The sequence below is a fragment of the Rhodoferax ferrireducens genome (assembly GCF_003347515.1).
Taxonomy (GTDB): Bacteria; Pseudomonadota; Gammaproteobacteria; order Burkholderiales; family Burkholderiaceae_C; genus Rhodoferax.
On the sequence record NZ_QEII01000256.1, the window covers coordinates 42,618 to 66,681 of the forward strand.

Genomic DNA, 24,064 nt, shown 5'->3' on the forward strand with positions numbered 1-24,064 from the left:
TACGCTATCGAGTCAATTGTACTTTTCGAGAGCATCATGTCCGATCCCATCCTGATTGCACAACACGGCGAGACCCAATGCTTCCTGCGGCCTGACAAGGCCAACCGGCACGGGCTCATCACCGGCGCCACCGGCACCGGCAAAACCATCACCCTGCAAACCATGGCCGAAGGCTTCTCGCGCATCGGCGTGCCGGTGTTCATGGCCGACGTCAAAGGCGATCTCACCGGCATCTCCCAAGCCGGCACTTTAGGATCAAAACTGGCCCAAGTTCTCGCCGATAGAGCGCTTGCCGCTCCTGAATTTGCGGCGTGTGCGACCACCTTGTGGGACGTGTTCGGTGAACAAGGCCACCCGGTGCGGGCCACCGTCAGTGACCTGGGGCCGCTGTTGCTGGCGCGCATGCTCAACCTGAACGAGACCCAGGCCGGCGTGCTGCAACTGGTTTTCAAAATTGCCGACGATGACGGCCTGCTGCTGCTGGACATGAAAGACCTGCGCGCCATGTGCCAGTTGGTGGGCGACAACGCGGCCGAGTTCACCACCGAATACGGCAATATCAGCGCCGCCAGCATCGGCGCCATCCAACGCGGGCTGATGCAGATTGAGTCCCAGGGCGGCGACCAGTTCTTTGGCGAGCCCATGCTCAATATCGAAGATTTCATGCAAACCGACGCTGACGGGCGCGGCCTGATCAACGTGCTGGCCGCCGACAAGCTGATGAACGCCCCCCGCCTGTACGCCACGTTCTTGCTGTGGTTGCTGAGCGAATTGTTCGAAACCCTGCCTGAAGTGGGCGATCTGGACAAGCCAAAGATTGTGTTTTTCTTTGACGAGGCGCACCTGCTGTTTACCGACGCGCCCAAGGTGCTGATGGAACGCATTGAACTGGTGGTGCGGCTGGTGCGCTCCAAAGGCGTGGGCGTCTATTTCGTGACGCAAAACCCGCTGGACATTCCCGATTCGGTGCTGGCCCAGCTCGGCAACCGGGTGCAGCATGCCTTGCGCGCCTTCACGCCGCGGGACCAGAAGGCTGTCAAATCGGCCGCTGACACCATGCGGCCCAACCCGGCGTTGGACATCGGTGCCGTCATCACGGAACTCGCTGTCGGTGAAGCGCTGGTGAGTTTTCTGGACGAGAAAGGTCGCCCCGGCGTCACCGAGCGCGTCTACGTATTGCCGCCAGCAAGCCAGATTGGCCCCATCACGGCGGACCAGCGCAAGGCCCTGATAAACGAGTCGATCGTGGCCGGCGTTTATGAAAAAGCGCTGGACCGGGAATCCGCTTACGAAAAAATCAAGGGGCACGCCGAGACACGCCTGGCGACCAAAACGGCCTCAGCGCCCGCGCGCGACGCGAACGGCCGGAAGCAGGCGCCAGCCCAGCCGGAGAATGAAACGAGCACAGCAGCGCCAGCTGGCGGCGGGTTGCTCGATAGCCTGGGCTCCATTTTTGGCGGCGGCGTACGCCGAACCCGCACCTCCGCCGGCGAACAACTGATCCGAAGTGCCGCCAGCTCCGTGGGGCGCGAAGTGGGACGCCAGATCATCCGCGGCGTGCTCGGTGGCATCTTCGGCGGCTCCAAACGCTAGATTTTGACAATTGGCGTGACCGCCACAACTAAATATTTGACAAGGACCCCCTGAATGAGCACCTCAAACCACCCTGATCCCCACGTTCATCTGGTTGACCATCCACTGGTCCAGCACAAACTGACGCTGATGCGCAAAAAGGAAGCCAGCACCAACAGCTTTCGCACCTTGCTCAATGAAATCAGCATGTTGATGGCTTATGAAGTGACGCGCGACATGGCGATGCAGGAGGTGGAAATCGAGACGCCGCTGGAGACCATGACCGCCAAAGTGATCGACGGCAAGAAACTGGTGTTTGTGTCCATTCTGCGGGCGGGCACCGGCATTCTGGACGGCATGCTGACCATCGTGCCGGGCGCGCGCGTCGGCCACATTGGTCTGTACCGCGACCCCAAAACCCTGCAGGCCGTGGAGTATTACTTCAAGATGCCCCAAGACATGCAGGAGCGCGACGTGGTGGTGGTGGACCCGATGCTGGCCACCGGCAATTCAGCCGTGGCCGCCGTGACCCGGATCAAGCAGCTCCAACCCAAGTCCATCAAGTTTGTCTGCCTGCTGACCTGCCCCGAAGGCATCGCCACTCTGCGCAAAGCGCACCCGGATGTGCAGATCTACACCGCCGCGATTGACCGGCAACTCAACTCCCATGGTTACATCCTGCCCGGCCTCGGGGATGCCGGTGACCGGATTTTCGGCACCCAGTGAGGATTTCATAGTCAAATAGGCATCTAGCCCTCGCCGCATATGCGCAAATAGCTACTAATTTAATAGCAAATTCAATCAAAAGGGGCACGCCGCCTTTGCCGACTATCACTGCAAAACTGCGACGGAATCAGCCAGTGTCACGACTCGCTCATTACCACCAGCACCTGCGCGTCGGTGCGGCCCAGCGAGAGATAAATGTGACCGATGCCGCTGTCGAAATACGCCGACTCGTGGCGCCCGAGTTCGATGAGCTCGCCGGTCTCAAAATGGATGCGCACCCGGCCTGACTTCACCATGACGAACTCCTCCCCCGGATGGCGGATGAAATCCGGGAACTGCGCCCGTTCGCGCGCCACGATGCGACCAAACAAGGGCGTCATGCGCTTGGCCGGAAAATCCGTAGCCAGCATGCGGTAGTCATAGTTGCCCGAGCTGTAAGCCGGCGCCGTGTCGGCCGACGACCACACCACCGAAGGCGCCGGCATGCCGAGCGGTGCCGCCGCTCGCGGGTCAAACAGTTGCCCTACGTCCAGCGAAAGTGCGCGCGCCACCGCAGCGAGCTTTTCGTAACTGACAGAGATCTGCCCCAGCTCCATTTTGGACAAGGTGGACAAAGCCACGCCGGAACGTGCTGACAGGTCCTTGAGCGTCAAGCGCCGCGCCTTGCGGTGTTCGCGCAGACCCAGACCCAGGCGCACCCGATCCGGCTCGGGGGCTGCGACAGGCGTGGCGACCGCGGTGCGGGCGGAAGGTGCGGACATGGTGTTTTCCCTTGATTCAACCCAAACGGACAAATGACGCTGGACAGGCATGATTCTCGCATGCGAGAATTCTCAAATGCGAGAATTTGACATCATCATCCTCGGCGCTGGCATGGCCGGCGCTTCCCTGGCCTGGCGCCTGGCCGGACTGCGCAGCGTCGCGCTGATCGAGCGCGAGAGTCAGCCCGGTTACCACTCGACCGGCCGTTCGGCCGCCATGTTCATGGAAAGCTACGGCCCGCCCATGGTGCGGGCGCTGACCCGTGCCAGCCGGGCGTTTTACGAACAGCCGCCCCCAGGCTTTGTCAGTGAGCGGCTGATGCAGCCGCGTGGCGCGCTGTACCTGGCCACGCACGGCCAGGAGGCGCAACTCGCGCAGACCCACACCGAACTGGCTGCCACCTGCCCCAATCTCACGGTGCTGGATGCTGCCGCCACACTGGCCCGTGTGCCCTGCCTGCGACCCGAAGTGGTGCACGGCGCCCTGTACGATCCTGGCGCACAAGACATTGATGTGCATGCGCTGCACCAGGGCTTTCTGCGTGGCTTCCGACAAAAAGCAGGCCCGGACGGTGAGCTGCGCACCGGCGCCACGCTGACGCAGGCCAGCCACGATGGCCAGCGCTGGACCTTGGTGTTTGCCGATGGCCAGACGCTGCAGGCACGCACCGTGGTCAACGCGGCAGGCGCCTGGGCTGACGAAGTAGCCGCCCTGTTCGGCGCCCGCCCCATCGGCCTGGTGCCGCACCGGCGCAGTGCTTTTACCTTCAAGCCGCCCGAAGGCGTGGACGCCTCTGACTGGCCGGCCGTCGTCGGCGTGGACGAGAGCTACTATTTCAAGCCCGACGCCGGCCAGCTGCTGGGCTCGCCCGCCAATACCGACCCCACCGTGCCGCACGACGTGGTGCCCGAGGAGCTGGACATTGCCATGGGCATCCACCAGATCGAATCGGTCTCCACCCTGAGCATCCGCCGCCCCAGCAGCACCTGGGCCGGCTTGCGCTCGTTTGTGCCTGACGGCGAGCTGGTGATCGGCCCGGACGATGCCTGTCCCGGCTTTTTCTGGCTCGCAGCCCAAGGTGGCTACGGCATCCAGAGCGCGGCCGGCGCCAGTGCGCTGGCCGACGCCCTGCTCAGAGGCGTGGCGCTGCCAGAAGAATTGATCCAGCAGGGCGTCGAGCCTTCGGCCTTGTCGCCAGCCCGGCTGCGTGCCTGAATCACCCTTCCCAACCCTTTCTTTTCCAACGAGGTCCCCCCATGCAAGCGACTCCCCTCAAGACATTGCGCCGTACTTTGATCGCCAGCAGCATCCTCTTTGCCGCCCTCCTCGGTTCAGATCTAGCGGCCGCAGCCGGCTTCCCCGAACGGCCGCTCACCTTGATCGCACCCTACCCGGCCGGCGGCGCGGCCGACGTGCTGGCACGCATCCTGGCCCGAAAGCTTGAGGAGCAGTTGGGCCAGCCGGTGGTGGTGGACAACAAACCCGGCGCCGGCACCGCGATTGGTGCGGCAGCCGTGGCCAACGCCAAGCCTGATGGCTACACCTTGTTGATCAGCTCCAACTCCACCTTCACGCTGAACCCGGCGCTCAACCCCAAGCTCCAGTACGACCCGGTCAAAGGCTTCGAGCCCATCGGCATGGTCGGCTCGGTGGCGCTCGCGCTGCTGGTGAATTCCTCCGTCACGGCTACCGGCGTGCCGCAACTGGTCGCAGCGGCCAAAGCCAGTCCCGACAAATTCGTCTATGGCAGCTTCGGTAACGGCACCACCTCGAACTTCGCGGGCGCCATGTTCAACGCTGCCACCGGCCTCAAAATGACGCACATACCGTACCGGGGCAGCGCGCCACTGATGACCGACCTGATCGGCGGGCAGATTCCCCTGTCCTTCGACACCGTGGTGGCCGCCGCGCAGCAGCTCAAGAGCGGCAAGATCAAGGTGCTGGCGGTCACCACGGCCAAACGCTCGACGATGATGCCCGACGTTCCGACCGTGGCCGAGTCCGGCTACCCCGGTTTCGACATGACCGCCTGGCTCGCGCTGGTAGCACCGCATGGCCTGCCACCGGAGGTCAAAGCACGGCTGGAGAAGGCGCTGGCCACACTGATGGCCAGCCCGGATACGCAAGAAAAAATGAAGACCGCCGGTTTCGAGCCGGCTTACCACGCCATCCCTGACTGGGCTGGCATGGTCACGGCCGATATTGCCCGCATGAAGGGCATCGCCGAGCGCTCGCAGATCAAAGCAGATTGAGGCCGAACATGAATACCAGCCTGCCCGAGAAATCCGCCGTCGAGCTGCGCCGCCTGATCGGCAGCCGCCAGCTCTCGCCGGTGGAACTGCTGGATGCCTGCATCGCGCGCATTGAGGCCCTCAACCCCGCCGTCAACGCCATCTGCGCGACCGACTTCACGCGGGCCCGCGAAACCGCGCGCCAGGCCGAGGCGCAGGTGATGCGCGGCGAGCGCTTAGGTCCATTGCACGGCCTGCCCCTCGGCGTGAAAGACCTGCAGGACACCGCCGGCCTGCTCACCACCTACGGCAACGTGCGGCTGCGTGGCAACGTGCCCGCCAACGACAACGCACTGGTGGCGCGGCTGCGCGCGGCCGGCGCCATCGTCACCGCCAAGACCAATGTGCCCGACATGGGCGCGGGCGCCAACACGCGCAACCCGGTCTGGGGCGCCACCAGCAATCCATTCAACCCTGCCCTCAATGCCGGTGGCTCCTCGGGTGGCTCGGCCGCCGCGCTGGCCACCGACATGCTGCCGCTGTGCACGGGCTCGGACACCGGCGGTTCGCTGCGCATTCCGGCGGCGCTGTGCGGCGTGGTCGGGCTGCGCCCCTCCCCGGGGTTGGTGGCCAACGACGCGCGGCCGCTGGGCTGGTCGGTGATCTCAGTGCTGGGGCCCATGGGGCGCAGCGTGGCGGACACCGCGCTGATGTTGGCCGCCAGCGTAGGGCCGGATGCGCGCGACCCGCTGTCCTACCCGGTCGACGCGTCCACGTTTTGGCCCTTGAAAGAAGTCGACCTTTCAAGCCTGCGCGTGGGCACGACGGAAGACTTTGGCCTGTGCATCGTGGACCCCGAAATCCGCCGCGTATTCCGTCAGCGCGTCGAGGCGATCCGGCCGCTGGTGGCAAGTTGCGAGCCGGTGGACTTGCAACTCGGCGATGCTGACCGTACGTTCGACATCTTGCGTGCCGAGAGCTTCGTAGCCGCTTTTGGCGACACCTACCGCAACGCGCCCGACACCCTGGGCCCCAACGTACGCGCCAACATGGAAATCGCGGCCGCCATCACGCTGGCCGACCGGGCCTGGGCGCACCTAGAGCAGACCCGCGTCGCGCGCCGCTTCGCCAAAGCGTTTGAGCAGTACGACCTGATCCTGGCGCCGGTGACGCCGGTCACGCCTTTTTCGTGGACCGAACTGTATGCCGGCCAGATCGACGGCCAGGCCATGCGCAACTACTACCACTGGCTGGGCCTGACTTATGTGGTCACGCTGGCCACCAACCCGGCGCTGTCCCTGCCCTGCGGCAGCGACGAGCACGGCATGCCGTTTGGCCTGCAGTTGATCGGGCGGCTGCACGGCGACACGCAGTTGCTGGCCGCGGCCCAGGCACTGGAACAGGCTTGTCAGTCCACGCCGGGGCTGTGCCGCCCCAAACCGGACATTGACGCGCTGCGGGTGGCCCGGCCCGAACTCAAGTCCATCGTCACGCATCCGCCGCAAACAGACGGCTCCGGAGGCGCTGGCGACGGCATGACCGCGGTTTGACCGGCGCCGTCACCGCCGCCGCGCCGACCTCACCCCGGTCAGCTCGGCCACGATTGCCAGCACCTTGGCCAGCCGACCTGAGTTCGAGACTTCGACCGTGAAGGTCATCCAGGCCGTGCCCTTCACCGACTGGGTTTGCACCCCGATCACGTTCATTTTTTCCTTGGTGAAGACTTCCGAAATATCGCGCAGCAGACCTTGCCGGTCAGCCGCTTCGATCGCCACGTCCACCGGATAGACGGCGGTCGTAGCGGCTTTCGGTAGCCCCCACTCCACCTCAATCACCCGCTCGCCATTCTTGGCCACCATCTCGCGCAGATTGGAGCAATCGGTGCGGTGCACGCTCACCCCCTTGCCGCGCGTGACAAAGCCGCAAATGGCATCCGGCGGCGCCGGCTTGCAGCACTTGGCCAGCTGCGTCATGAGTGAATCCACGCCCACCACCAGCACCCCGCCTTTGGCCGGGTTGGCCGCACTGCGCGGTTTTTTGAGCAGCAGGTAGTCGTCTTCTGACGGCGCCGGTTCGGGCGGGCGCAGCAAGATTTCGATATTGCGCAGCGAGAACTCGTCTTTGCCGACCACTTCAAACAACTCGTCCGCCGAGTTGAAGCCGAGTTGCGAGGCCAGGTCTTCCAGCTTGACGGCGGTCTTGCCCAGCCGCTGCAACAGCTTTTCCACCGCCTCGCGGCCCTTGGCCACGGTCTCATGCATCGCCTGCGCGTTGAACCAGGCACGCACTTTGGACCTGGCCCGGTGGCTGACCAGATAACCCAGCTCGATATTGAGCCAGTCGCGCGACGGGCCGCCTTCCTTGACCACGGTCACCTCCACCGTTTGCCCGTTTTTCAGCGGCGTGTTCAGCGGCACCATGACGCCGTCGAGGCGCGCGCCGCGGCAGCGGTGGCCCAGGTTGGTGTGCACGCTGTAGGCAAAGTCCACCGCCGTGGCGCCCTGCGGCAGCTCGACGATGGCCGCGTCGGGCGTCAGGACATAGATCCGGTCGTCAAAATCGCCCTGCCCCTGTTCACCGGAAAGATCACGCTCCCAGGCCAGCAGCTGGCGCAACACCGCGATTTTGGCGTCGTAAGCGCCGCTGGCCGACACGCCAGCATAACCTTTGACACCGGCCTCTTTGTAGGCCCAATGCGCCGCCACGCCGTGTTCGGCATGGTCATGCATGGCCTGGGTGCGGATCTGGATTTCGATCGGCTGGCCATTCCCGTCGCGCACCACCGTGTGCAAGGACTGGTAGCCGTTGCCCTTGGGCTTCGCAATGTAATCGTCAAACTCGTCCGGGACCGGCGTGAACGTGCTGTGCACCCAGCTCAGGGCGGCGTAGCAGTCGGGAATGCTCGCCACCACGATGCGCAGCGCCCGAATGTCATAGACCTGGTCAAAGCCCAGCGACTTGCCGCGCATCTTTTTGACAATGCTGTAAATGTGTTTGGGTCGGCCCTGCACCATTGCGTCGATGCCCTGTGCCTTGAGATCCGCCTCCAGGCAGGCCCTTAAATGCGCCACCTGAGCTTCGCGCTGAGCGCGTTTTTCGTCCAGCAAGCGCGCCACCTGCCGGTAGGTGTCGGGCTCCATGAAGCGAAAGGCCAGGTCTTCCATCTCCCACTTGATTTCCCAAATGCCCAGACGGTTGGCCAGCGGCGCAAACACCTGCTGGGCCTCGCGCACCAGGCCAGGCGGTACCGGCAGCTTGCTGGCGGCAAAAAAGCGCAACGTTTGCAAGCGCGAGGCCAGGCGCAACATCACGACGCGCAAGTCGCGTGAAAACGCCAGCAGCATCTTGCGGACGTTTTCGGTTTGCACCGCGACCGTTTGCGCCATGGAGATCGCATTCGATGCCCGGGCATTGGCCACCTGGGTCTGGCGCGCTTGACGCTGCACCCGCACCAGCTTGGTGGTTTCCACTGCCAGCTCGGCGAAATTGTCACCAAAGGCCTTGGCGATGACCTCTTGCGGTTTTTGCAGGTGATCGCAGGCGTAGACCAGATAACTGGCCGCCTGCATGGCCTCGGAGCCCCCAATGGTCTTGAGAATGGCGGCCACCGCATCGGCATGGGCCAGAATGTTCTCCCCCGTATCCAGAGATTCACAAGCCAGCAGCGGCTCGGCAAAGGCGCGGGCACGTGCCAGCGCGTGGTCCTGTTCGGGCAGGCTCTGGGCGGTGGCGGCAATCAGTTGCGGTACGGCTTGGGTCGGGGACACCGATTCAGCAGGGTCGGCTTGAAGTCTTTTCATCCGGGAATCACCAATTATTTTTTAATCAAGCAGGAAGTCTGTCACCGTTTGCACCTGCTTGTCGGCGATGAAAGTGGGCGCATGACCCACCCCTTCAAACTCCACCAGCCGCGCCTTGGGGCCGCGCGCCACCATGGCCTGCGCCGTCTCAACCGTCAGCAAATCGGACTGGGCACCTCGGGTCAGCAAGGTGGTGGCGGTGATGTGGTCATACACCTGCCACAACTGCGCCTCGGCCTGGGCCACCGACTCTTGCGTCATGGCGCCGAACGGCGTTGCAATGGCCGGGTCGTAATGCAGCGTCACAAGACCGGGTTCGCCCACCACGGGCTTGACCATATGGCGCGAAAAGGCCAGCCACTGCTCCGGCGTGTGTGGCCCGAAGCTGGTCGACACCGCCCACAGGGCATCGGCCGCCTGCTGCACCGAGGAAAACTGCACCGAATGGCCCAGGTATTCGCCAATGCGCTGCAAAGCCTGCCACTGCATGGCGGGGCCCACATCGTTGAGCACCAGGCGCCGTATCGGCACGGGCAGGGGCAGATCGGGCTGCCCGCACAGCACCATGCCAATCAGCCCGCCCATGCTGGTGCCCACCCAGTCCAGCGTGGCGGGTTTGAGGTGCGCCAGCAAGACCAGCATGTCGGCAACGTAGGCCGGAATCTGGTAATAAGCGGGGTCTTTCAGCCAATCGCTTTGGCCGCGACCGGCCACATCCGGACACACCACACGAATGCTGTTGCCCGCCTTGGCGCACAAAGCCTGCGCCAGTACGTCAAAGTCCCGCCCCTGGCGCGACAGACCGTGGACACAGACCACGACGTGGGTGCTTTGCGGATTGCCCCATTCCCAGTAAGCCATGCGATGCCCACCGGAAGCATCAGGACAAAAAATGTAATTCAGAACAGGTTCAGACATGGTGAGAGCAATGGTTTGATAAAGTCGCTGTGCCAACAGGTGAGCGATCCACCGTGACAATCACGACATCCTAATTCAATCGCAGTATCCCCCTACCCCTTAACGGAGAAACAAATGTTAAAAGGCAAAACAGCCCTCATCACCGGATCTACCAGCGGCATTGGCCTTGGCATTGCCAAAGCCCTGGCGCAGCAAGGTGCCAATATTGTTCTCAACGGCTTTGGCGACGTCGAAGGCCCGAAGGCCGAGGTAGCAGCCCTGGGCGTCAAGGTGGCTTACCACGGGGCCGACATGAGCAAGCCCGCCGAGATTGAAGACATGATGACCTACGCCGCCGCCCAGTTTGGCCGCGTCGATATTCTGGTGAACAACGCCGGTATCCAGCATGTGGCCCGCATCGAGAATTTCCCGGTGGAACGCTGGGACGCCATCATCGCCATCAACATGAGCAGCGCCTTTCATGCCACCCGCCTCGCCCTGCCCGCGATGCAGGCCGCCGACAACGGCAAGGGCTGGGGCCGCATCATCAACGTCGCCTCCATCCACGGCCTGGTGGCCTCGGCCGAAAAATCGGCTTACGTGGCAGCCAAACATGGCGTGATCGGCCTGACCAAAGTGACGGCTTTGGAAAATGCCACGTCCGGCGTCACCTGCAACGCCATCTGTCCCGGCTGGGTGCTGACCCCCTTGGTGCAAAAACAGGTCGATGCCAAAGCGGTGGCGCTGGGCGTCACGGTGGAGGAGGCCACCAAGCAACTGCTGGCTGAAAAAGAACCGTCCATGCAGTTCACCACGCCCGAAGAACTCGGCGCGCTGGCCGTGTTCTTCTGTTCACCGGCCGGCAACAATGTACGCGGTGTGGCGTGGAACATGGATGGCGGCTGGACGGCGCAGTAACGCTATAAAAACGATAGCCACCTGCGCTTAGGGGACGAGGGCTAGAGGCTTAAAACAGTCTTAAACCCTGTCTTGGTACATCAGATGGACTGTTTGAACGCCATCACCGCCTGATTGCGCAGGGTCTGGAGCAGCGCCAGCTGTTTCGCATCCAGCACCAGGCCGCCCTTCTCGGCTTTGTCCGCATAGATCAAGCCAAAGGGTTTGCTCTTGATGCTCACCGGCAGCAGCAAAAAGGTCGGGGCATTGATGGCCTTGCGGTACCAGGCCGGCAGGCGCCCGGTGATATGCGCCTCGGTGGCGTCACTGATCATGGCGTCTGCACCCTTGGTGCAGACCGCCGTGAACAAATCCGGCGTGCCAGCCTTGAGCGCCACGTTGAAGATTTTGACCAGGCTCTCGACGTCCTTGCCCAGGCCGAAGCGGCCAGTCAGCGCATCCGTCTTCGGGTCGCGCATGCAAAAGATGATGCGCTGAAAGTCCATGGCCCGGAACATGGTTTCCAGAATCATGCGCAGCAGGTCACTCAGCTTGACGTCTTCGACCATGGCATTGGTGATGTCCTGAATACCCGCCACCAGGGTTTGCGTCACGCGCTGCGCCTCTTGCTGCGCGGCGACTTCGCCTGTTTTGCCCATCGGCGGAGGCACCGCCTGGGTGGCGTGCAACTCCAGCGGCGCCAGCATGTCAGCAGGCTCCGTATCGTGTTCCTGGAGCGCATCTGCGTCTCCTTCGGGGGCTTTCAACAGTTTCGCGGCAGCGGAACCGGGAAGCACCTTGATGTCCATGGCCATCGCCATGTCGATGAGTTTTTTGCGCGCCACGCTGGTGGCCACCTGCACCTCCGTGGGACTGACGCCCAGGGTCTTGGCATAGTGCCTGGCCACCTGCGCCAGTTGCGCATCCATGGCTTTGGGGTCCGCGTGCAGCAGGATGTCCGCCAGGTCGTTGGCCGCCAGGGCCATCCAGCGCAGGCGTTCACCGGCCTCCGCGGGCACGCGTACGGGCGGCTCCCCAACCGGCTTGTGCATGCAGCGCTGTATGCCTTCGGGCAAGCCCCAGGCTTTGGCCACGCCCACGCCCAAGGCCTCAAAACTCAGGCCCAGCACACTGGCAGAGGCCGTTGCCTCGCTGACCGGCTGGCGGGTGGAAGTGGTGAGGCTGCGCACCGTGCGCGCTTCTTCGGGAAAATAGAACTCGGCCAGCAGGCGGCCCAAACTGTGAAACATGGCGCCAATGAAAGCGTCCTCACTTTCCCGCGCCGCAGGGCACAATTCGCCCGCGATGGAGGCAGCCATCAGGGAGCGCAAAAATTCCTCTTTCAGCACGTGGGCATGGGCCTTGTCCTGCATATGCTCCAGCAGCACCAGGCTGAGCGCCATATTGCGAATACCGTTAAACCCCACCAGACTCACCGCCCGCGACACCGTGCTGATGCTGCCACCCCGGGCGAAATGAACGCTGTTGACCAGGCGCAGCAGCTTGTTGGTCAGCGCCACATCCTTCAGGATTTCATTGGTGACGCTGCCGATGCTTTCGGTCTCGGAGGTCGCCATGCCTTGAATTCGAACCACCGAGTCCGACATGGCGGGGAAATCACTTTTATGGCGCATGCGGCGCAACAAGAAATCAAGCGTGCTATTGCCAGTGGCACCGGCCGACTTCTCGGTTTCTCCGGCTTTGGCTTTATCGGCAGCGCCCGACCATTTGGCCAGTTCGTCACGGAAAACCTTCGCACTGGGATAGCGCTGCAAGGGGTCGCGGGCCAGCGAGCGCATCAAAATTGCGCGCAGCCCGTCATCCACCCCGGCACTCAAGTCGGCCGGCAGCACAAGCTGCTCGTGAACGACCCGGTAGATGGCGCGCACGGGATCGACTTCGGTGATGAGCGGCTTGCCCGAGAGCAGTTCGGCCAGCACCATACCGGCTGAAAAAACATCCACCAAGGGCGTGACAGGCGCCCCTTGGGCAGCTTCGGGCGCCATATAGCCGGGCGTACCGCTATCCGGTGCTGGCCTCCCTGCGCCACCGGCCTCCTTCATGCGCGCGGCAATGCCGAAATCCATCACCCGTGCCCGGCCTGCAGCGTCCACCAGCACATTGGAGGGTTTCAGATCGCGATGAACGACGCCAGCACCGTGGGCCACGACCAAAGCGTCCAGCACCTCCATCATCAGGGCCACGCCTTCCGCAGCCGGCAAGGCCCCGCGTTTGGCCAGCACGGCGGACAAGGTCTGCCCCGGCACATACTCAAACACCAGGTAGGGCTGCTGATCCTGCACGTCGGCCTCAAATACCGGAACGATATTGGGGTGCGTCAGGCGGCTGACGCTACGGGCTTCCTGCAGCCACTGGACAATGGCGGCGGCGTCGGAGCCGTGGCCCATCTTCATCAGCTTGATCGCCACTTCGCGCTCCAGGCGCGGGTCAAATGCCAGCCAGACGACCGACTGCGCACCCCGCCCCAAAATGCGTCGCAGCTCGAAACGCCCCAACATGGCGGGTTCCTGCGGCGCAGACAGACCGGTCGCCAGTCTCTTGATGGTGTTGAGGGGTGAAAAAACAGACATGGGTCAATGGACGCGAAGAATAAGGGGCCGGGACCGGATGATAAGGCGATCAGACCGTCTGACGCATTCGATCGGTGCCCACACTTAGAAACTGCTCGAATTCATCAAGCGGAACGGGGCGGCTAAACAGATAACCCTGGTAGTTGTGGCAACCGTGCTGCGCCAGAAAATCTCTTTGCGCCTCGGTCTCAACACCTTCGGCGATCACCGCCAAGCCCAGACTCTGGGCCAGAGCAACGACCGTTTTGGCGATGGCCGCATCATTCGGATCGAGCAGGACATCGCGCACAAAGGATTGGTCGATCTTGAGTTGATCAAGCGGCAGTCTTTTGAGATAGGACAAAGAGGAGTAACCGGTACCGAAATCGTCCAGCGAAAAACTGATGCCACTGGCTCGCAGCGTCGTCATTTTGGCGGCGATGTCTTGCAGGTTGTCCGCCAGCATGCTCTCCGTCAGTTCGAGCTTAAGCCGTTTCGGATTGGCTCCGGTGGCGTCGAGCAGGCGCAGCAAATAACTGGCGAAATCCGGCTCGCGAAACTGCCGGCTGCTGACATTGACTGCCAGCGTCAGATGTGCGCATGCCGGCTGCTGTGCCCAGATCAGCAACTGGGCGCACGCGGTCTCCAGCACCCAGTTGCCCAGCGCCAGAATCTGTCCTGTTTCTTCCGCCAGCGGAATAAATTCAACCGGCGACACCATGCCGCGCACCGGATGAGGCCAGCGCAACAGCGCCTCAGCGCCCGTGACCTGGCCCAGGCCGTCCACCTGGGGCTGATAGAAAAGAACGAATTGCCCCAGCAAGAGACCCTCGCGTAAATCGGCTTGCAGCGCGGCACGCGAATTCACCACGGCCTGCATGAGCGGATCAAAAAACCGCATGCTGTTGCGGCCTGCCGACTTGGCCTGGTACATCGCCAGATCGGCTTGCTTGAGCAAGTCTTCCATCGACACCGATTGGCCGCTGTACAAAGCAATGCCAATGCTGGGGGTGCTGTGAAAGTCATAGTCATTCAGGCGGTAAGGCTGGTTGAGCAGCGCCATGATCTTCTCTCCGACGGTTTTGGCCTCGTCAGCCGCCAACTCGCGCGCCATATCCAACTCTTCCAGCATGACCACGAATTCATCGCCTCCGAGGCGGGCCACGGTGTCACCTTCGCGCATACAGCCGGCCAGACGTGTGGCGACCTGTTGGAGCAGCAGATCGCCTTTCTCGTGTCCCAGCGTATCGTTGAGTATCTTGAAGTGATCCAGGTCAATGAACAGCACCGCACCGCTGCGCAGGCTGCGTTCACTGACCGCCAAGGCCCGCTGCAAACGGTCCATCAGCAAACGACGGTTCGGCAGATTGGTCAGCGGGTCAAAAAACGCGAGTTGCCGGATCTGGTCTTCCGCGGCCTTGCGTTGCGTGATGTCAGTCAAGGTGGTCACATAGTGAGTCACCTGTTTGCTCTCGTCCATCACCGCCGTGATGTTCATCCACTCGGGAAACACGTCACCGTTTTTGCGCCGACTCCAAACTTCACCCGTCCATTGCCCACAGCGTTGCAAGTGCTCCTCCATGTCGGCATAAAACGCATCATCATGCCGCCCCGAATTGATCAGGGCCAGCGTCTGCCCCACGGCCTCGGCCTCGGTGTAGCCCACACTGTGCGTGAAAGCCTGGTTGACCCGCAGAATGACCTGCTGCGGATCGGTCACGACGATCCCCTCCTGCGCCTCAAAAGCCGTTGCCGCAATGCGCAACTCGGCATCAGCCCGATGTCGCTCCGAGAGATCAATATCGATGCAGAACATTTCAGCCTCCCGCCCCGGCAGGTTCACAAACGCGTGGCTGGAAAACACAGGCACTGCAGAGCCATCCTTGCGCCTCAGCACCAGCTCCCCAGCGGGAATGGGCACCTGGGTTTCAAACATCTGGCGCATGGCCTGGTTCACGCCTTCGCGCATCCCGGGAGGAATGATCAGGTCCTGCAGCTTGCGTCCAATGGCCTCCTCGGCCGTGAATCCGTACAACTGCTCCGACGCCTTGTTCCAGTAGCGGGTCGTGCCATCCGGTGCATACCCTTGTACCGAGACCCCATTGATGTCTTGCAACAAATTGCGAAAGCGGGACTCGGACGCGCGCAGAGCCAACTCGGTTTCATGACGACCTTCACCATCCAGCAACAGCAAGCCCAGAAACAGCGTGGCCGGAGAAAACGTCAGCAGCATTGGCAGGGCAAGGTCGGCAAGACCGGTCTGGGCGTTTCCTGCCGGGAACAGGATGAACAGCAAAACCCCGATGCCGTGAATAAGGAAACCAAACACCAGCAGTTGCACCGCGCCAATTCGGGTCCAACCCTTGTCCACAGCGTGGCGGTAAAGCAGTCCGAGCAATACGCAGGAAACCACCAAAGCCACTGCGATATTGACGCCGCTGCCGCCGAGCCAAAACCGATAGCCCCCCGCGATGACGGCAGAGAGCCCACCTACCAGTGGCCCGCCAAACAAACCCGCCATGCTGAGCACAACAGAGCGCGCATCGACAATTACACCCGGCGTCACTACAACGGGTGTCATCATGCCAACAACACAGATCCCCCCGAAAAGGACCCCCGAAGTCACTTGCCCGGCCACTTTGTGATCACGCCAGAAACGGATGTTGACACCCTGCAAGAAGCTCAGTGCCAGCAACAAGGCGATCCCCTTGACGAGCTCAATGATCAACTGAGTCCTCCCCGGACGTGATGTTTTTTGGATTATGAACCGCAACGGCCCAAATCCAAACCGGAGACTAGCCTGGGAAAAAGACCCTATTTCAGTTGCACCGACCCGGATACTGTCACGACGACCGAAGTCTTGCCTGCTTCAACAGGCAGGGCTGCGTCGACTGAGGCCGCTTTGGCCTCCGCGGCCATCATCCGGGGTCTGGGGGTGAAACCCTGATCGTTGGCGCTGATGTTGACTTCCCGCAGGGTATAGCCGGCAAAACCGAAGCCTCGCGCGATCTCCGTCGCACGCGCCTTGAAACGTTCAATAGCCGTGCCTTGCGCATCACCCTCCACTTTGGTGCGTTGCTCGCGGCTCAGGCCAAAACCCACGCTGCCAATGGTCAGTGTCTGGATCTTGCCGGCGGTACTGCTGATACGGGCGAAATCACGCCCTTCCAGAACCAGTTCGGCCGAGCCCTGCCAGCCAATCGGTTTGCCATCACGGCCATAACGCGGATACAGGCTGAAGTTACCGGTGCGCACGTCAAGCTGGCCCGGCTGCGCCACTTTTTTGGCTTCGACCAGCGCTGCGTCGATGGCGCTCTTGAGCTGGCTTTGCACCGCACCGGCATCGCTGCCGTCGCGGGTCGTGTTCATGGAAATTGACAACAAATCCTGCTGCACCTCCACCGAACCACTCGCCGAAAGCTGCACCACGTTTTGTACCGGAGGATACATATTTTGTTGCGCAAACAGGCTGCTAGCCCCCGTCAATAATGCGTATACAGCTATTATTTTAGTAGCATTTTTCAAGTTGATTTCCCAAGTGAATGAAAGCAGGGATCGTAGCAAGCGGGAGCTGCCAAGGTTTGCCCGGCAATGCATTGAGGTTGGGCCGCAGCAAGCTGCCACGCGCGCGCCCCTCAAACTGGGGAAACAAAGCGCGCTGCTTCTAAAGCGTCATGGACGATCGGAGTTATCCGGGGTGGCCATTTGGCGCTGCTGACGCAACTGCTGCCGGAGGTCCGCCCGCTCCTGCGTCGACAAGTGCCGGATGGCTGAGACGTTCTCAAACATCTGATCCTTGCCTTGCTCCTCCCGCTCTTGCAGTGCTTTCAGGGCAGCCCGCAATTCTGCACGCCGCTGCTCCAGCGCCGCGGGTTCGGGGCGAACCGTCCGACTAACGGCCGTTTGAGCCCAGGCGCCAACAGCGCAAAGCGACAGTAGAAGAAAAAAACGAAAATGCTTCATGATTCAAAGATAACGCCAAATGCCTGCAGGCGTTCACATTGCGCTTGTATGGTCTTGCGTGCCAGGGCAACATTTGTAACAGTGTGTCAACATGCGCTGAAATTTCCGGATTTCACCTCGCCAAGCCTGCAGAATGGCCATTGTTACAAATTCGAGAGGAGCCATCATGAGCCAAGCCCCCAGCCGCAATGACAAAATAATGATCGTCGACGACGACGCCCGCATCCGCGATCTGCTGCGGAGATACCTGACACAAGAAGGCTTTGACGTTCTACAGGCCGAAGACGGCAAGTCCCTGACGCGCATCCTGTTGCGTGAAGCCGTTGACCTGATCGTACTGGACCTGATGATGCCGGGCGAGGACGGATTGTCGATTTGTCGGCGCTTGCGAGCGGCGAACGACAGCACCCCCATTATCATGTTGACAGCCAAAGGCGAGGATGTAGACCGCATCGTCGGCCTGGAGGTGGGCGCAGACGATTACCTGGGTAAGCCCTTCAACCCGCGTGAACTGCTGGCCCGCATCCATGCGGTGCTGCGTCGGCGACCCGTGCAGGAAGCACCGGGCTCGCCGTCAACCGATAACCATGTCGTGACGTTCGGGCCGTTTACCTTTGACCTGGGTGCACGCACGCTGCGCAAGGACACCGAAGACCTGCCGCTGACGACCGGCGAGTTCGCCATGCTGAAGGCGCTGGTACGGCATCCGAGCCAGCCCTTGTCCCGCGAAAAGCTGGCGCAACTGGCGCGTGGCCGCGAGTTCGAGCCATTTGACCGCAGCCTGGATGTGCAGGTGTCGCGCTTGCGCAAATTGGTGGAAGTGGATGCCGCGGCTCCACGCTATATTCAGACCGTCTGGGGTGTGGGCTACGTTTTTGTACCCGATGGTGCAGGTTGAACACCTTGTCATCCACATTTGACACACCGCAGCAGGACCTCACCAGCCCGATGCCCCTGGACACCACACCCGGGGGCCTCAAGGCGGGGGCGCGGGTAGGCCTGAGCCTGTTCTGGCGCACTTTCTTCCTGCTCGCCCTGCTGCTAACGGGCAGCATCCTGGCCTGGCTGCAATCGTTGCGCGCGCTGGAGTTTGAGCCCCGCGCCATCCAGACCGCGCAGCAAATCGCGTCGCTGGTCAATTTGAGTCGCGCCGCCCTGATTCATTCCGACGCCATCGCCCGGGTGTCGTTGATCAAGACCATGACGGAAGAGGAAGGCGTGCGCATCGTGCCGCGCGAGCCTGGTGACACTTATGAGCCGTTTGACACCGATGCGCTGGGCCAGCGCATCTCTCTGGAATTGGGTGCCCGGCTCGGGCCGGGCACGCTCGTGGCGAACAGTGTCAACCACGAGGAAGGGCTGTGGGTCGGATTCATGATCGACGGCGACAACTATTGGATGCGCACCGATCGTTCCCGCTTCAACGGCACGGCCGGAAGGACCTGGATGATCTGGCTTTTGACCGCCGCCGTGCTGTCGCTAGCCGGGGCAGCTCTGATCGCCCGCCTGATCAACCGGCCGCTCAAGCAGCTGTCGTTTGCGGCGAGTCGGGTGCGCGACGGGGATTTCGATGCCAGCACACTGGACGAAACCGTGGCGACCAGCGAAATCCGGGCCGTCAACATCGGGTTCAACCGCATGACCCAGAAGCTGGCAAAGATCGAGCAGGACCGGGCCATCATGCTGGCGGGCATTTCCCACGACTTGCGCACGCCGCTGGCCCGCTTGCGGCTGGAAACAGAACTCAGCGTCGACGACAACGAGGCGCGTGCCAATATGGCGGCCGACATTGCGCAACTCGACGCCATCATCGGCAAGTTTCTGGACTACGGACGCCCCGGCACGGTCAGCCTCAGCACGTTTGCTTTGCGCGAAGTCATCGATGCCTGCCTTTTCAGCGTGCGCAACCGCACCGATATGCGCTTCAATCTGGACCTCGGCGACAACCTGATGGTGCTCGCCGACGAAGTGGAACTGAGCCGCGCGATCACCAACCTGCTGGAAAATGCCCGCCGCTATGGCAAATCGCTGGACAGTGACATTGCCGTGGTAGATATCGTCGCCAAGGCGCGCGACAAGTGGGTGCTGATCCGGGTGCGCGACCATGGCGCCGGCGTCTCGGATGAACAACTCGCCAACCTGACCAAGCCCTTCTATCGTGGCGAAGCCGCCCGCACCGCCGCCAACGGCGCCGGATTGGGCTTGGCCATTGTCGAGAAGACCATTGCCAACATGGGTGGCACTTTTGTCCTGAGCAATACGTCGTCGGGCGGGCTGGCCGCGAACATCAAACTGCAACGCGCACCGAGCAGCACGGTGACGTTATTGAAAAGTCTGTAGGTGTTGAGATCTTGAATTCAATAGCGCTGCTGTCGAATTCAGAGTATTTTCCGCAATTGCATCGCGGGTCCAGGCGTTGATTTCAACGCTTCTTCTGTCCAGACTTCGCAGCGCACCCCGTACCCGTTTCACGCGGCGGCAAACCCGTGTGCTGAGTCAACAACTTGCCCTGAAGCGAGGGTTTGACGGCGCTTACCGTTGAATTCTTGCGCCGCGAACTGCTGTAGTTGCCGTCGGTCAGTGGCTGGAAAGTCGGAATCAAATGGTGTTTGCCATTGCCGATCAGATCGGACCGACCCATCGCCTTGAGTGCCTCACGCAACAATGGCCAGTTGTTGGCGTCGTGGTAACGCAAAAAGGCCTTGTGCAGGCGGCGCCGGCGCTCGCCGCGCACGATGTCCACGGTTTCGCTGTCGCGCGTGATCTTGCGCAGCGGGTTTTTGTTGGTGTGGTACATCGCCGTGGCGGTGGCCATGGGCGAGGGATAAAAGGTTTGCACCTGGTCGGCGCGAAAGCCGTTTTTCTTCAGCCAGACCGCCAGGTTCATCATGTCTTCGTCGCTGGTGCCGGGGTGCGCGGCGATGAAGTAGGGAATCAAGAATTGCTTCTTCCCCGCCTCGGCGGTGAATTTCTCGAACAGGGTCTTGAACTTTTCGTAGCTGCCGATACCGGGCTTCATCATCTTGGTGAGCGGGCCCTGTTCAGTGTGTTCAGGCGCGATCTTGAGGTAGCCGCCGACGTGGTGGGTCACCAGCTCCTTGACGTACTCCGGGCTTTGCACCGCCAGGTCGTAACGCACGCCAGAGCCGATCAGGATTTTTTTGATGCCCTTGAGCGCCCGGCCCCGGCGGTAGATTTTGATCAGCGGGTCGTGATTGGTGGTCAGGTTCTGGCAGATGCCGGGATAGACGCAGCTGGGTTTGCGGCAAGCCGCCTCGATTTCGGGGCTGCGGCAGCCCAGGCGGTACATATTGGCCGTGGGGCCGCCCAAATCGGAAATGGTGCCGGTGAAACCCTTGACCTTGTCGCGCACGTCCTCAATCTCGCGAATCACCGACTCTTCGCTGCGACTCTGGATGATGCGGCCCTCGTGCTCCGTGATCGAACAGAAGGTGCAGCCGCCAAAGCAGCCGCGCATGATGTTGATGGAGAAGCGGATCATCTCCCACGCCGGGATTTTGGTGGCGCCGTCATGGTTGCCGTTCTCGTCGGCATAACTGGGGTGCGGGCTGCGGGCATAGGGCAGATCGAACACCAGATCCATCTCCGCCGTGGTCAGTGGAATGGGCGGCGGCGTGATCCAGACATCGCGCGCCGTGACGCCCTCGCCGTGCGCCTGCACCAGCGCGCGGGCGTTGCCGGGGTTGGTCTCCAGGTGCAGCACGCGGTTAGCGTGGGCATACAGCACACCGTCGGACTTGACTTGTTCGTAGCTGGGCAGGCGAATCACCGAGCGATCGCGCGGCGGAACCTTGACGCTGCCCTTGCCGTAAAGCGCCGCGTTGGGCACAAAGGTCAGGGGCTGAATGACCGGATTTACCTCATTTTTCAAGGCTAATTGGCCTGTAGCCACCGTACCACCTGCAGGAGTAGCTACGTTATTAATAGCATTTTTTTCGCCGTCTTCCTTGGCGCAGGTACTGCCCTGCCCTGCGGCCTGCTCCGACGTCGTCATGTAGGGATTGATGTGAGTCTCTACCCGGCCCGGTTCATCCACGCCGGTGGAGTCAATCTCGAACCAGCCCTGGCCGGACTCGTCGTCCGGGCGGCGCACAAAGGCGGTGCCGCGCACATCGGTGATTTTTTCCACCGGTTCGCGGGCCGCCAAGCGGTGGGCGATCTCGACGATGGCGCGCTCGGCGTTGCCGTACAGCAACAAATCGCACTTGGCATCGACCACGATGGAGCGGCGCACCTTGTCAGACCAGTAGTCGTAATGCGCGATGCGGCGCAGCGAGCCTTCGATGCCGCCCAGCACAATCGGCACGTCCTTGAAGGCTTCGCGGCAGCGCTGGCTGTACACAATGGCGGCGCGGTCGGGCCGTTTGCCACCGATATCACCGGGGGTGTAGGCGTCGTCGCTGCGGATCTTGCGGTCAGCGGTGTAGCGGTTGATCATGGAATCCATGTTGCCCGCCGTCACGCCCCAGAACAGATTCGGCTTGCCCAACACTTTGAAAGGATCGGCGCTTTGCCAGTCGGGCTGGGCGATGATGCCGACCCGGAATCCCTGCGCCTCCAGCATGCGGCCTATCACCGCCATGCCAAAGCTGGGGTGATCCACATACGCGTCGCCCGTGACCAGGATGATGTCGCAGCTGTCCCAACCCAGTTTCTCCATCTCGGCGCGACTCATCGGCAGGAATTTGGCCGTGCCAAAACGGGCCGCCCAGTACTTGCGGTAGCTGGACAGCGGCTTGGCAGCGCGCACGAAAAAGGAGACGTCAACGGGGGCGTTCATAGGAGACACAAGTGGGGGCAACCGGCGAGTGTAAGGTTTTACGCTTGGCAACGCACTGGCGTGGGTACTCGACGCAGCCCGGCCGAGAGACCTTACAGGGTCAAAAATGCGCTATCGTCAGCCCATGCTTTCCCTTGAATCACTGCAAGCCTATTGGTCAGGCCCCATCATGGCCACCAACATCATTGTTTTCCTGAACCTGTTCGGGGCCTTGCTGCTGGGCTTGCTCGTCGGCTACGAACGTTCTTACCACGGGCGCGCCGCCGGCATGCGCACCTATGGCCTGGTCTGCATGGCCAGCGCCGCGTTGACTGTCATCGGTGGCTATTCCTCATCGTGGTACGGTGGTCAAAGCCATTTGACCACCGGGGACGACCCCACGCGCGTGATCCAAGGCATCGTGACCGGCATCGGCTTTCTGTGCGCCGGCGTCATCATGCGCGAGGGCTTCAACATCAGCGGTTTGACCACCGCCGCCTCACTCTGGGCCTCGGCTGTCATCGGCATTCTGGTGGGAGTGGGCTTCTATGCCGCAGCCATGATGCTGGCCCTGCTGAGCGCCGTTTGCATGGTCTGGATTTCAAAACTCGAAGAATGGCTACCTTCCCGCCAGGCCGTGGCCATCAACCTGAAATTCGACAAGAACTTCATTCCCATCGAAAAAGCCTTGCGGGACATGGCGAATGCGCGCGGCTATGACATCGCGGGGGGCACCATCAGCATCATGCTCAAGGATGAAGCGCAGGAATGGAATTTTGTAGCGGTCGCGCGCAGCCGGCAAAAAATGGGGCCGCTATCGGAACTGGCCCAGGGCATGGCCCAATTCAACGGCGTCGACAGCTTCCACCTGGCCTACGCGCGCAACTGACGAACTCTGGGAATGCAGGAATGAATCCAAATGCTTAATTTTTTGCCCGCGCTTCTGGTGGGCCTGATCGCCAGCGTGCTGATGGTGCTCAACGTGCTGTTGTGGGTGCCTTTATTGCTGTTTTTTGCCCTCCTGAAACTGATCATCCCGTTCAAACCGGTGCGCTTGGTGATCGACCCGATCCTGGTACGCATCGCGGAAAACTGGATTTCGGGCAACAGCGGCTGGATGCGGCTGACCCAGCGCACCACCTGGGACGTACAGGGCATTGACGGCCTGAACTACCACAGCTGGTACCTGGTGAACTGCAACCACCAGTCCTGGGTGGATATTCTGGTGCTGCAGCACCTGTTCAACCGGCGCATTCCGCTGCTCAAATTTTTTCTCAAGCAGCAACTGATCTGGGTGCCGGTAATGGGCCTGGCCTGGTGGGCGCTGGATTTTCCCTTCATGCGCCGCCACAGCGAAGAGTTTCTGAAAAAACACCCCGAGATGCGCGGCAAAGACCAGGAAACCACGCGCCAGGCCTGCGAGAAATTTGCGCTGATTCCCACCAGCGTGATGAATTTCCTGGAAGGCACGCGCTTGACGCCGGCCAAACAGCTGCGGCAAAAGTCCCCTTACAAACACCTGCTCAAACCCAAGGCCGGTGGCATGGCGCTGGCGCTCAACGCCATGGGCGACAAGTTCCAGGCCATTCTCGATGTGACGATTGTTTACCCGGACGGCCCGGTCGATTTCTGGCAATTCCTCAAGGGCGAACTCAAACACGTCATCGTCCGGGTGCGCCCCCTGCCCCTTCCCCAAGACTTGGTGCAAGGCGATTACGCGGGCGACCCAGCCGTGCGCGAGGCGTACCAGAAATGGGTACAGCAGCTGTGGCTGGAAAAGGATGCCCAGATCGAGGCCCTCACTTTTAAGCCGAATAAGCCTCTAGCCCCCGTTGCATAAGCGCAAGAAGCTATCAATTACATAGC

18 protein-coding genes are annotated in these 24,064 nt (G+C 61.8%); 10 read left to right on the top strand and 8 right to left on the bottom strand.

The genetic code is table 11. The features are described 5' to 3' along the window. Positions 1-36: 36 nt before the first annotated feature. Together C5P05_RS08875 and upp are read left to right on the top strand one after the other, a co-directional pair. A complete protein-coding gene (locus C5P05_RS08875; RefSeq protein ID WP_114969478.1) occupies positions 37-1,593 on the top strand; it encodes a helicase HerA-like domain-containing protein in 1,557 nt (518 codons plus the stop codon). A 54-nt stretch (positions 1,594-1,647) separates the two neighbouring features. Further along, positions 1,648-2,298, top strand: a complete 651-nt coding sequence (gene upp, locus C5P05_RS08880; protein ID WP_114969479.1) for a uracil phosphoribosyltransferase — start codon at positions 1,648-1,650, stop codon at positions 2,296-2,298. A gap of 137 nt (positions 2,299-2,435) precedes the next feature. Here the strand turns inward: upp and C5P05_RS08885 are convergent, their stop codons facing one another. Beyond that, positions 2,436-3,059, bottom strand: a complete 624-nt coding sequence (locus C5P05_RS08885) for a helix-turn-helix domain-containing protein (RefSeq protein WP_114969480.1) — start codon at positions 3,057-3,059, stop codon at positions 2,436-2,438. Between the two features lie 76 nt (positions 3,060-3,135). Between C5P05_RS08885 and C5P05_RS08890 the strand changes: the two genes are divergently transcribed. From C5P05_RS08890 to C5P05_RS08900, 3 genes are read left to right on the top strand one after another with little or no spacing between them, the layout of a single operon-like run. Next, entirely contained in the window at positions 3,136-4,275 is a 1,140-nt protein-coding gene (locus C5P05_RS08890; RefSeq protein WP_114969481.1) for an NAD(P)/FAD-dependent oxidoreductase, read from the top strand. Positions 4,276-4,316: 41 nt separating this feature from the next. Further along, positions 4,317-5,312, top strand: a complete 996-nt coding sequence (locus C5P05_RS08895; protein ID WP_114969482.1) for a Bug family tripartite tricarboxylate transporter substrate binding protein — start codon at positions 4,317-4,319, stop codon at positions 5,310-5,312. 8 nt (positions 5,313-5,320) lie between these two features. Then, complete coding sequence (locus tag C5P05_RS08900; protein ID WP_114969483.1) at positions 5,321-6,841, top strand: amidase; 1,521 nt, start codon at positions 5,321-5,323, stop codon at positions 6,839-6,841. A gap of 9 nt (positions 6,842-6,850) precedes the next feature. Here the strand turns inward: C5P05_RS08900 and C5P05_RS08905 are convergent, their stop codons facing one another. Then, positions 6,851-9,091 (bottom strand): RelA/SpoT family protein, encoded by a 2,241-nt coding sequence (locus C5P05_RS08905; protein ID WP_114969484.1) that lies wholly within the window; start codon positions 9,089-9,091, stop codon positions 6,851-6,853. Positions 9,092-9,112: 21 nt separating this feature from the next. Further along, positions 9,113-10,009: an alpha/beta fold hydrolase gene (locus C5P05_RS08910; RefSeq protein WP_114969485.1), complete on the bottom strand. Its 897-nt coding sequence runs from the start codon at positions 10,007-10,009 to the stop codon at positions 9,113-9,115. A gap of 114 nt (positions 10,010-10,123) precedes the next feature. Here C5P05_RS08910 and C5P05_RS08915 point away from each other — a divergent pair, with 114 nt between their 5' ends. Further along, positions 10,124-10,906 carry a 3-hydroxybutyrate dehydrogenase gene (locus C5P05_RS08915; RefSeq protein ID WP_114969486.1) on the top strand — a complete coding sequence of 261 codons (783 nt, stop codon included), beginning with the start codon at positions 10,124-10,126 and terminating at the stop codon, positions 10,904-10,906. 80 nt (positions 10,907-10,986) lie between these two features. Here the strand turns inward: C5P05_RS08915 and C5P05_RS08920 are convergent, their stop codons facing one another. The 4 genes from C5P05_RS08920 to C5P05_RS08935 form a co-directional block, all read right to left on the bottom strand. After that, a complete protein-coding gene (locus C5P05_RS08920) occupies positions 10,987-13,476 on the bottom strand; it encodes a protein kinase domain-containing protein (RefSeq protein ID WP_114969487.1) in 2,490 nt (829 codons plus the stop codon). 49 nt (positions 13,477-13,525) lie between these two features. Beyond that, positions 13,526-16,183, bottom strand: coding sequence for an EAL domain-containing protein (locus C5P05_RS08925; protein ID WP_114969488.1), 2,658 nt, complete (start codon positions 16,181-16,183; stop codon positions 13,526-13,528). Positions 16,184-16,269: 86 nt separating this feature from the next. After that, on the bottom strand, positions 16,270-16,905 hold the full coding sequence (locus tag C5P05_RS08930) for an SIMPL domain-containing protein (protein WP_232834408.1): 636 nt from the start codon (positions 16,903-16,905) through the stop codon (positions 16,270-16,272). A gap of 222 nt (positions 16,906-17,127) precedes the next feature. Next, entirely contained in the window at positions 17,128-17,418 is a 291-nt protein-coding gene (locus C5P05_RS08935; protein WP_114969490.1) for a hypothetical protein, read from the bottom strand. 166 nt (positions 17,419-17,584) lie between these two features. Here C5P05_RS08935 and ompR point away from each other — a divergent pair, with 166 nt between their 5' ends. Continuing rightward, positions 17,585-18,316: a two-component system response regulator OmpR gene (gene ompR / locus C5P05_RS08940; RefSeq protein ID WP_114969491.1), complete on the top strand. Its 732-nt coding sequence runs from the start codon at positions 17,585-17,587 to the stop codon at positions 18,314-18,316. 50 nt (positions 18,317-18,366) lie between these two features. After that, a complete protein-coding gene (locus C5P05_RS08945; RefSeq protein ID WP_420130735.1) occupies positions 18,367-19,758 on the top strand; it encodes an ATP-binding protein in 1,392 nt (463 codons plus the stop codon). Positions 19,759-19,840: 82 nt separating this feature from the next. Here the strand turns inward: C5P05_RS08945 and C5P05_RS08950 are convergent, their stop codons facing one another. Next, positions 19,841-22,219, bottom strand: coding sequence for a YgiQ family radical SAM protein (locus C5P05_RS08950; protein WP_114969493.1), 2,379 nt, complete (start codon positions 22,217-22,219; stop codon positions 19,841-19,843). A 124-nt stretch (positions 22,220-22,343) separates the two neighbouring features. On the opposite strand from C5P05_RS08950, the gene C5P05_RS08955 reads away from it, so the two are divergent. Together C5P05_RS08955 and C5P05_RS08960 are read left to right on the top strand one after the other, a co-directional pair. Further along, a complete protein-coding gene (locus tag C5P05_RS08955; protein WP_114969494.1) occupies positions 22,344-23,087 on the top strand; it encodes an MgtC/SapB family protein in 744 nt (247 codons plus the stop codon). A 30-nt stretch (positions 23,088-23,117) separates the two neighbouring features. After that, positions 23,118-24,038 carry an acyltransferase gene (locus C5P05_RS08960; protein WP_114969495.1) on the top strand — a complete coding sequence of 307 codons (921 nt, stop codon included), beginning with the start codon at positions 23,118-23,120 and terminating at the stop codon, positions 24,036-24,038. The last annotated feature ends 26 nt before the right edge of the window (positions 24,039-24,064 follow it).

What these genes read in the sequence shown, in the direction of transcription:
- C5P05_RS08875 (WP_114969478.1), top strand. Translation starts at nt 37, where the DNA reads ATGTCCGATCCCATCCTGATTGCACAACACGGCGAGACCCAATGCTTC.
- upp (WP_114969479.1), top strand. Translation starts at nt 1,648, where the DNA reads ATGAGCACCTCAAACCACCCTGATCCCCACGTTCATCTGGTTGACCAT.
- C5P05_RS08885 (WP_114969480.1), bottom strand. Translation starts at nt 3,059, where the DNA reads ATGTCCGCACCTTCCGCCCGCACCGCGGTCGCCACGCCTGTCGCAGCC.
- C5P05_RS08890 (WP_114969481.1), top strand. Translation starts at nt 3,136, where the DNA reads ATGCGAGAATTTGACATCATCATCCTCGGCGCTGGCATGGCCGGCGCT.
- C5P05_RS08895 (WP_114969482.1), top strand. Translation starts at nt 4,317, where the DNA reads ATGCAAGCGACTCCCCTCAAGACATTGCGCCGTACTTTGATCGCCAGC.
- C5P05_RS08900 (WP_114969483.1), top strand. Translation starts at nt 5,321, where the DNA reads ATGAATACCAGCCTGCCCGAGAAATCCGCCGTCGAGCTGCGCCGCCTG.
- C5P05_RS08905 (WP_114969484.1), bottom strand. Translation starts at nt 9,091, where the DNA reads ATGAAAAGACTTCAAGCCGACCCTGCTGAATCGGTGTCCCCGACCCAA.
- C5P05_RS08910 (WP_114969485.1), bottom strand. Translation starts at nt 10,009, where the DNA reads ATGTCTGAACCTGTTCTGAATTACATTTTTTGTCCTGATGCTTCCGGT.
- C5P05_RS08915 (WP_114969486.1), top strand. Translation starts at nt 10,124, where the DNA reads ATGTTAAAAGGCAAAACAGCCCTCATCACCGGATCTACCAGCGGCATT.
- C5P05_RS08920 (WP_114969487.1), bottom strand. Translation starts at nt 13,476, where the DNA reads ATGTCTGTTTTTTCACCCCTCAACACCATCAAGAGACTGGCGACCGGT.
- C5P05_RS08930 (WP_232834408.1), bottom strand. Translation starts at nt 16,905, where the DNA reads ATGTATCCTCCGGTACAAAACGTGGTGCAGCTTTCGGCGAGTGGTTCG.
- C5P05_RS08935 (WP_114969490.1), bottom strand. Translation starts at nt 17,418, where the DNA reads ATGAAGCATTTTCGTTTTTTTCTTCTACTGTCGCTTTGCGCTGTTGGC.
- ompR (WP_114969491.1), top strand. Translation starts at nt 17,585, where the DNA reads ATGAGCCAAGCCCCCAGCCGCAATGACAAAATAATGATCGTCGACGAC.
- C5P05_RS08945 (WP_420130735.1), top strand. Translation starts at nt 18,367, where the DNA reads ATGCCCCTGGACACCACACCCGGGGGCCTCAAGGCGGGGGCGCGGGTA.
- C5P05_RS08950 (WP_114969493.1), bottom strand. Translation starts at nt 22,219, where the DNA reads ATGAACGCCCCCGTTGACGTCTCCTTTTTCGTGCGCGCTGCCAAGCCG.
- C5P05_RS08955 (WP_114969494.1), top strand. Translation starts at nt 22,344, where the DNA reads ATGCTTTCCCTTGAATCACTGCAAGCCTATTGGTCAGGCCCCATCATG.
- C5P05_RS08960 (WP_114969495.1), top strand. Translation starts at nt 23,118, where the DNA reads ATGCTTAATTTTTTGCCCGCGCTTCTGGTGGGCCTGATCGCCAGCGTG.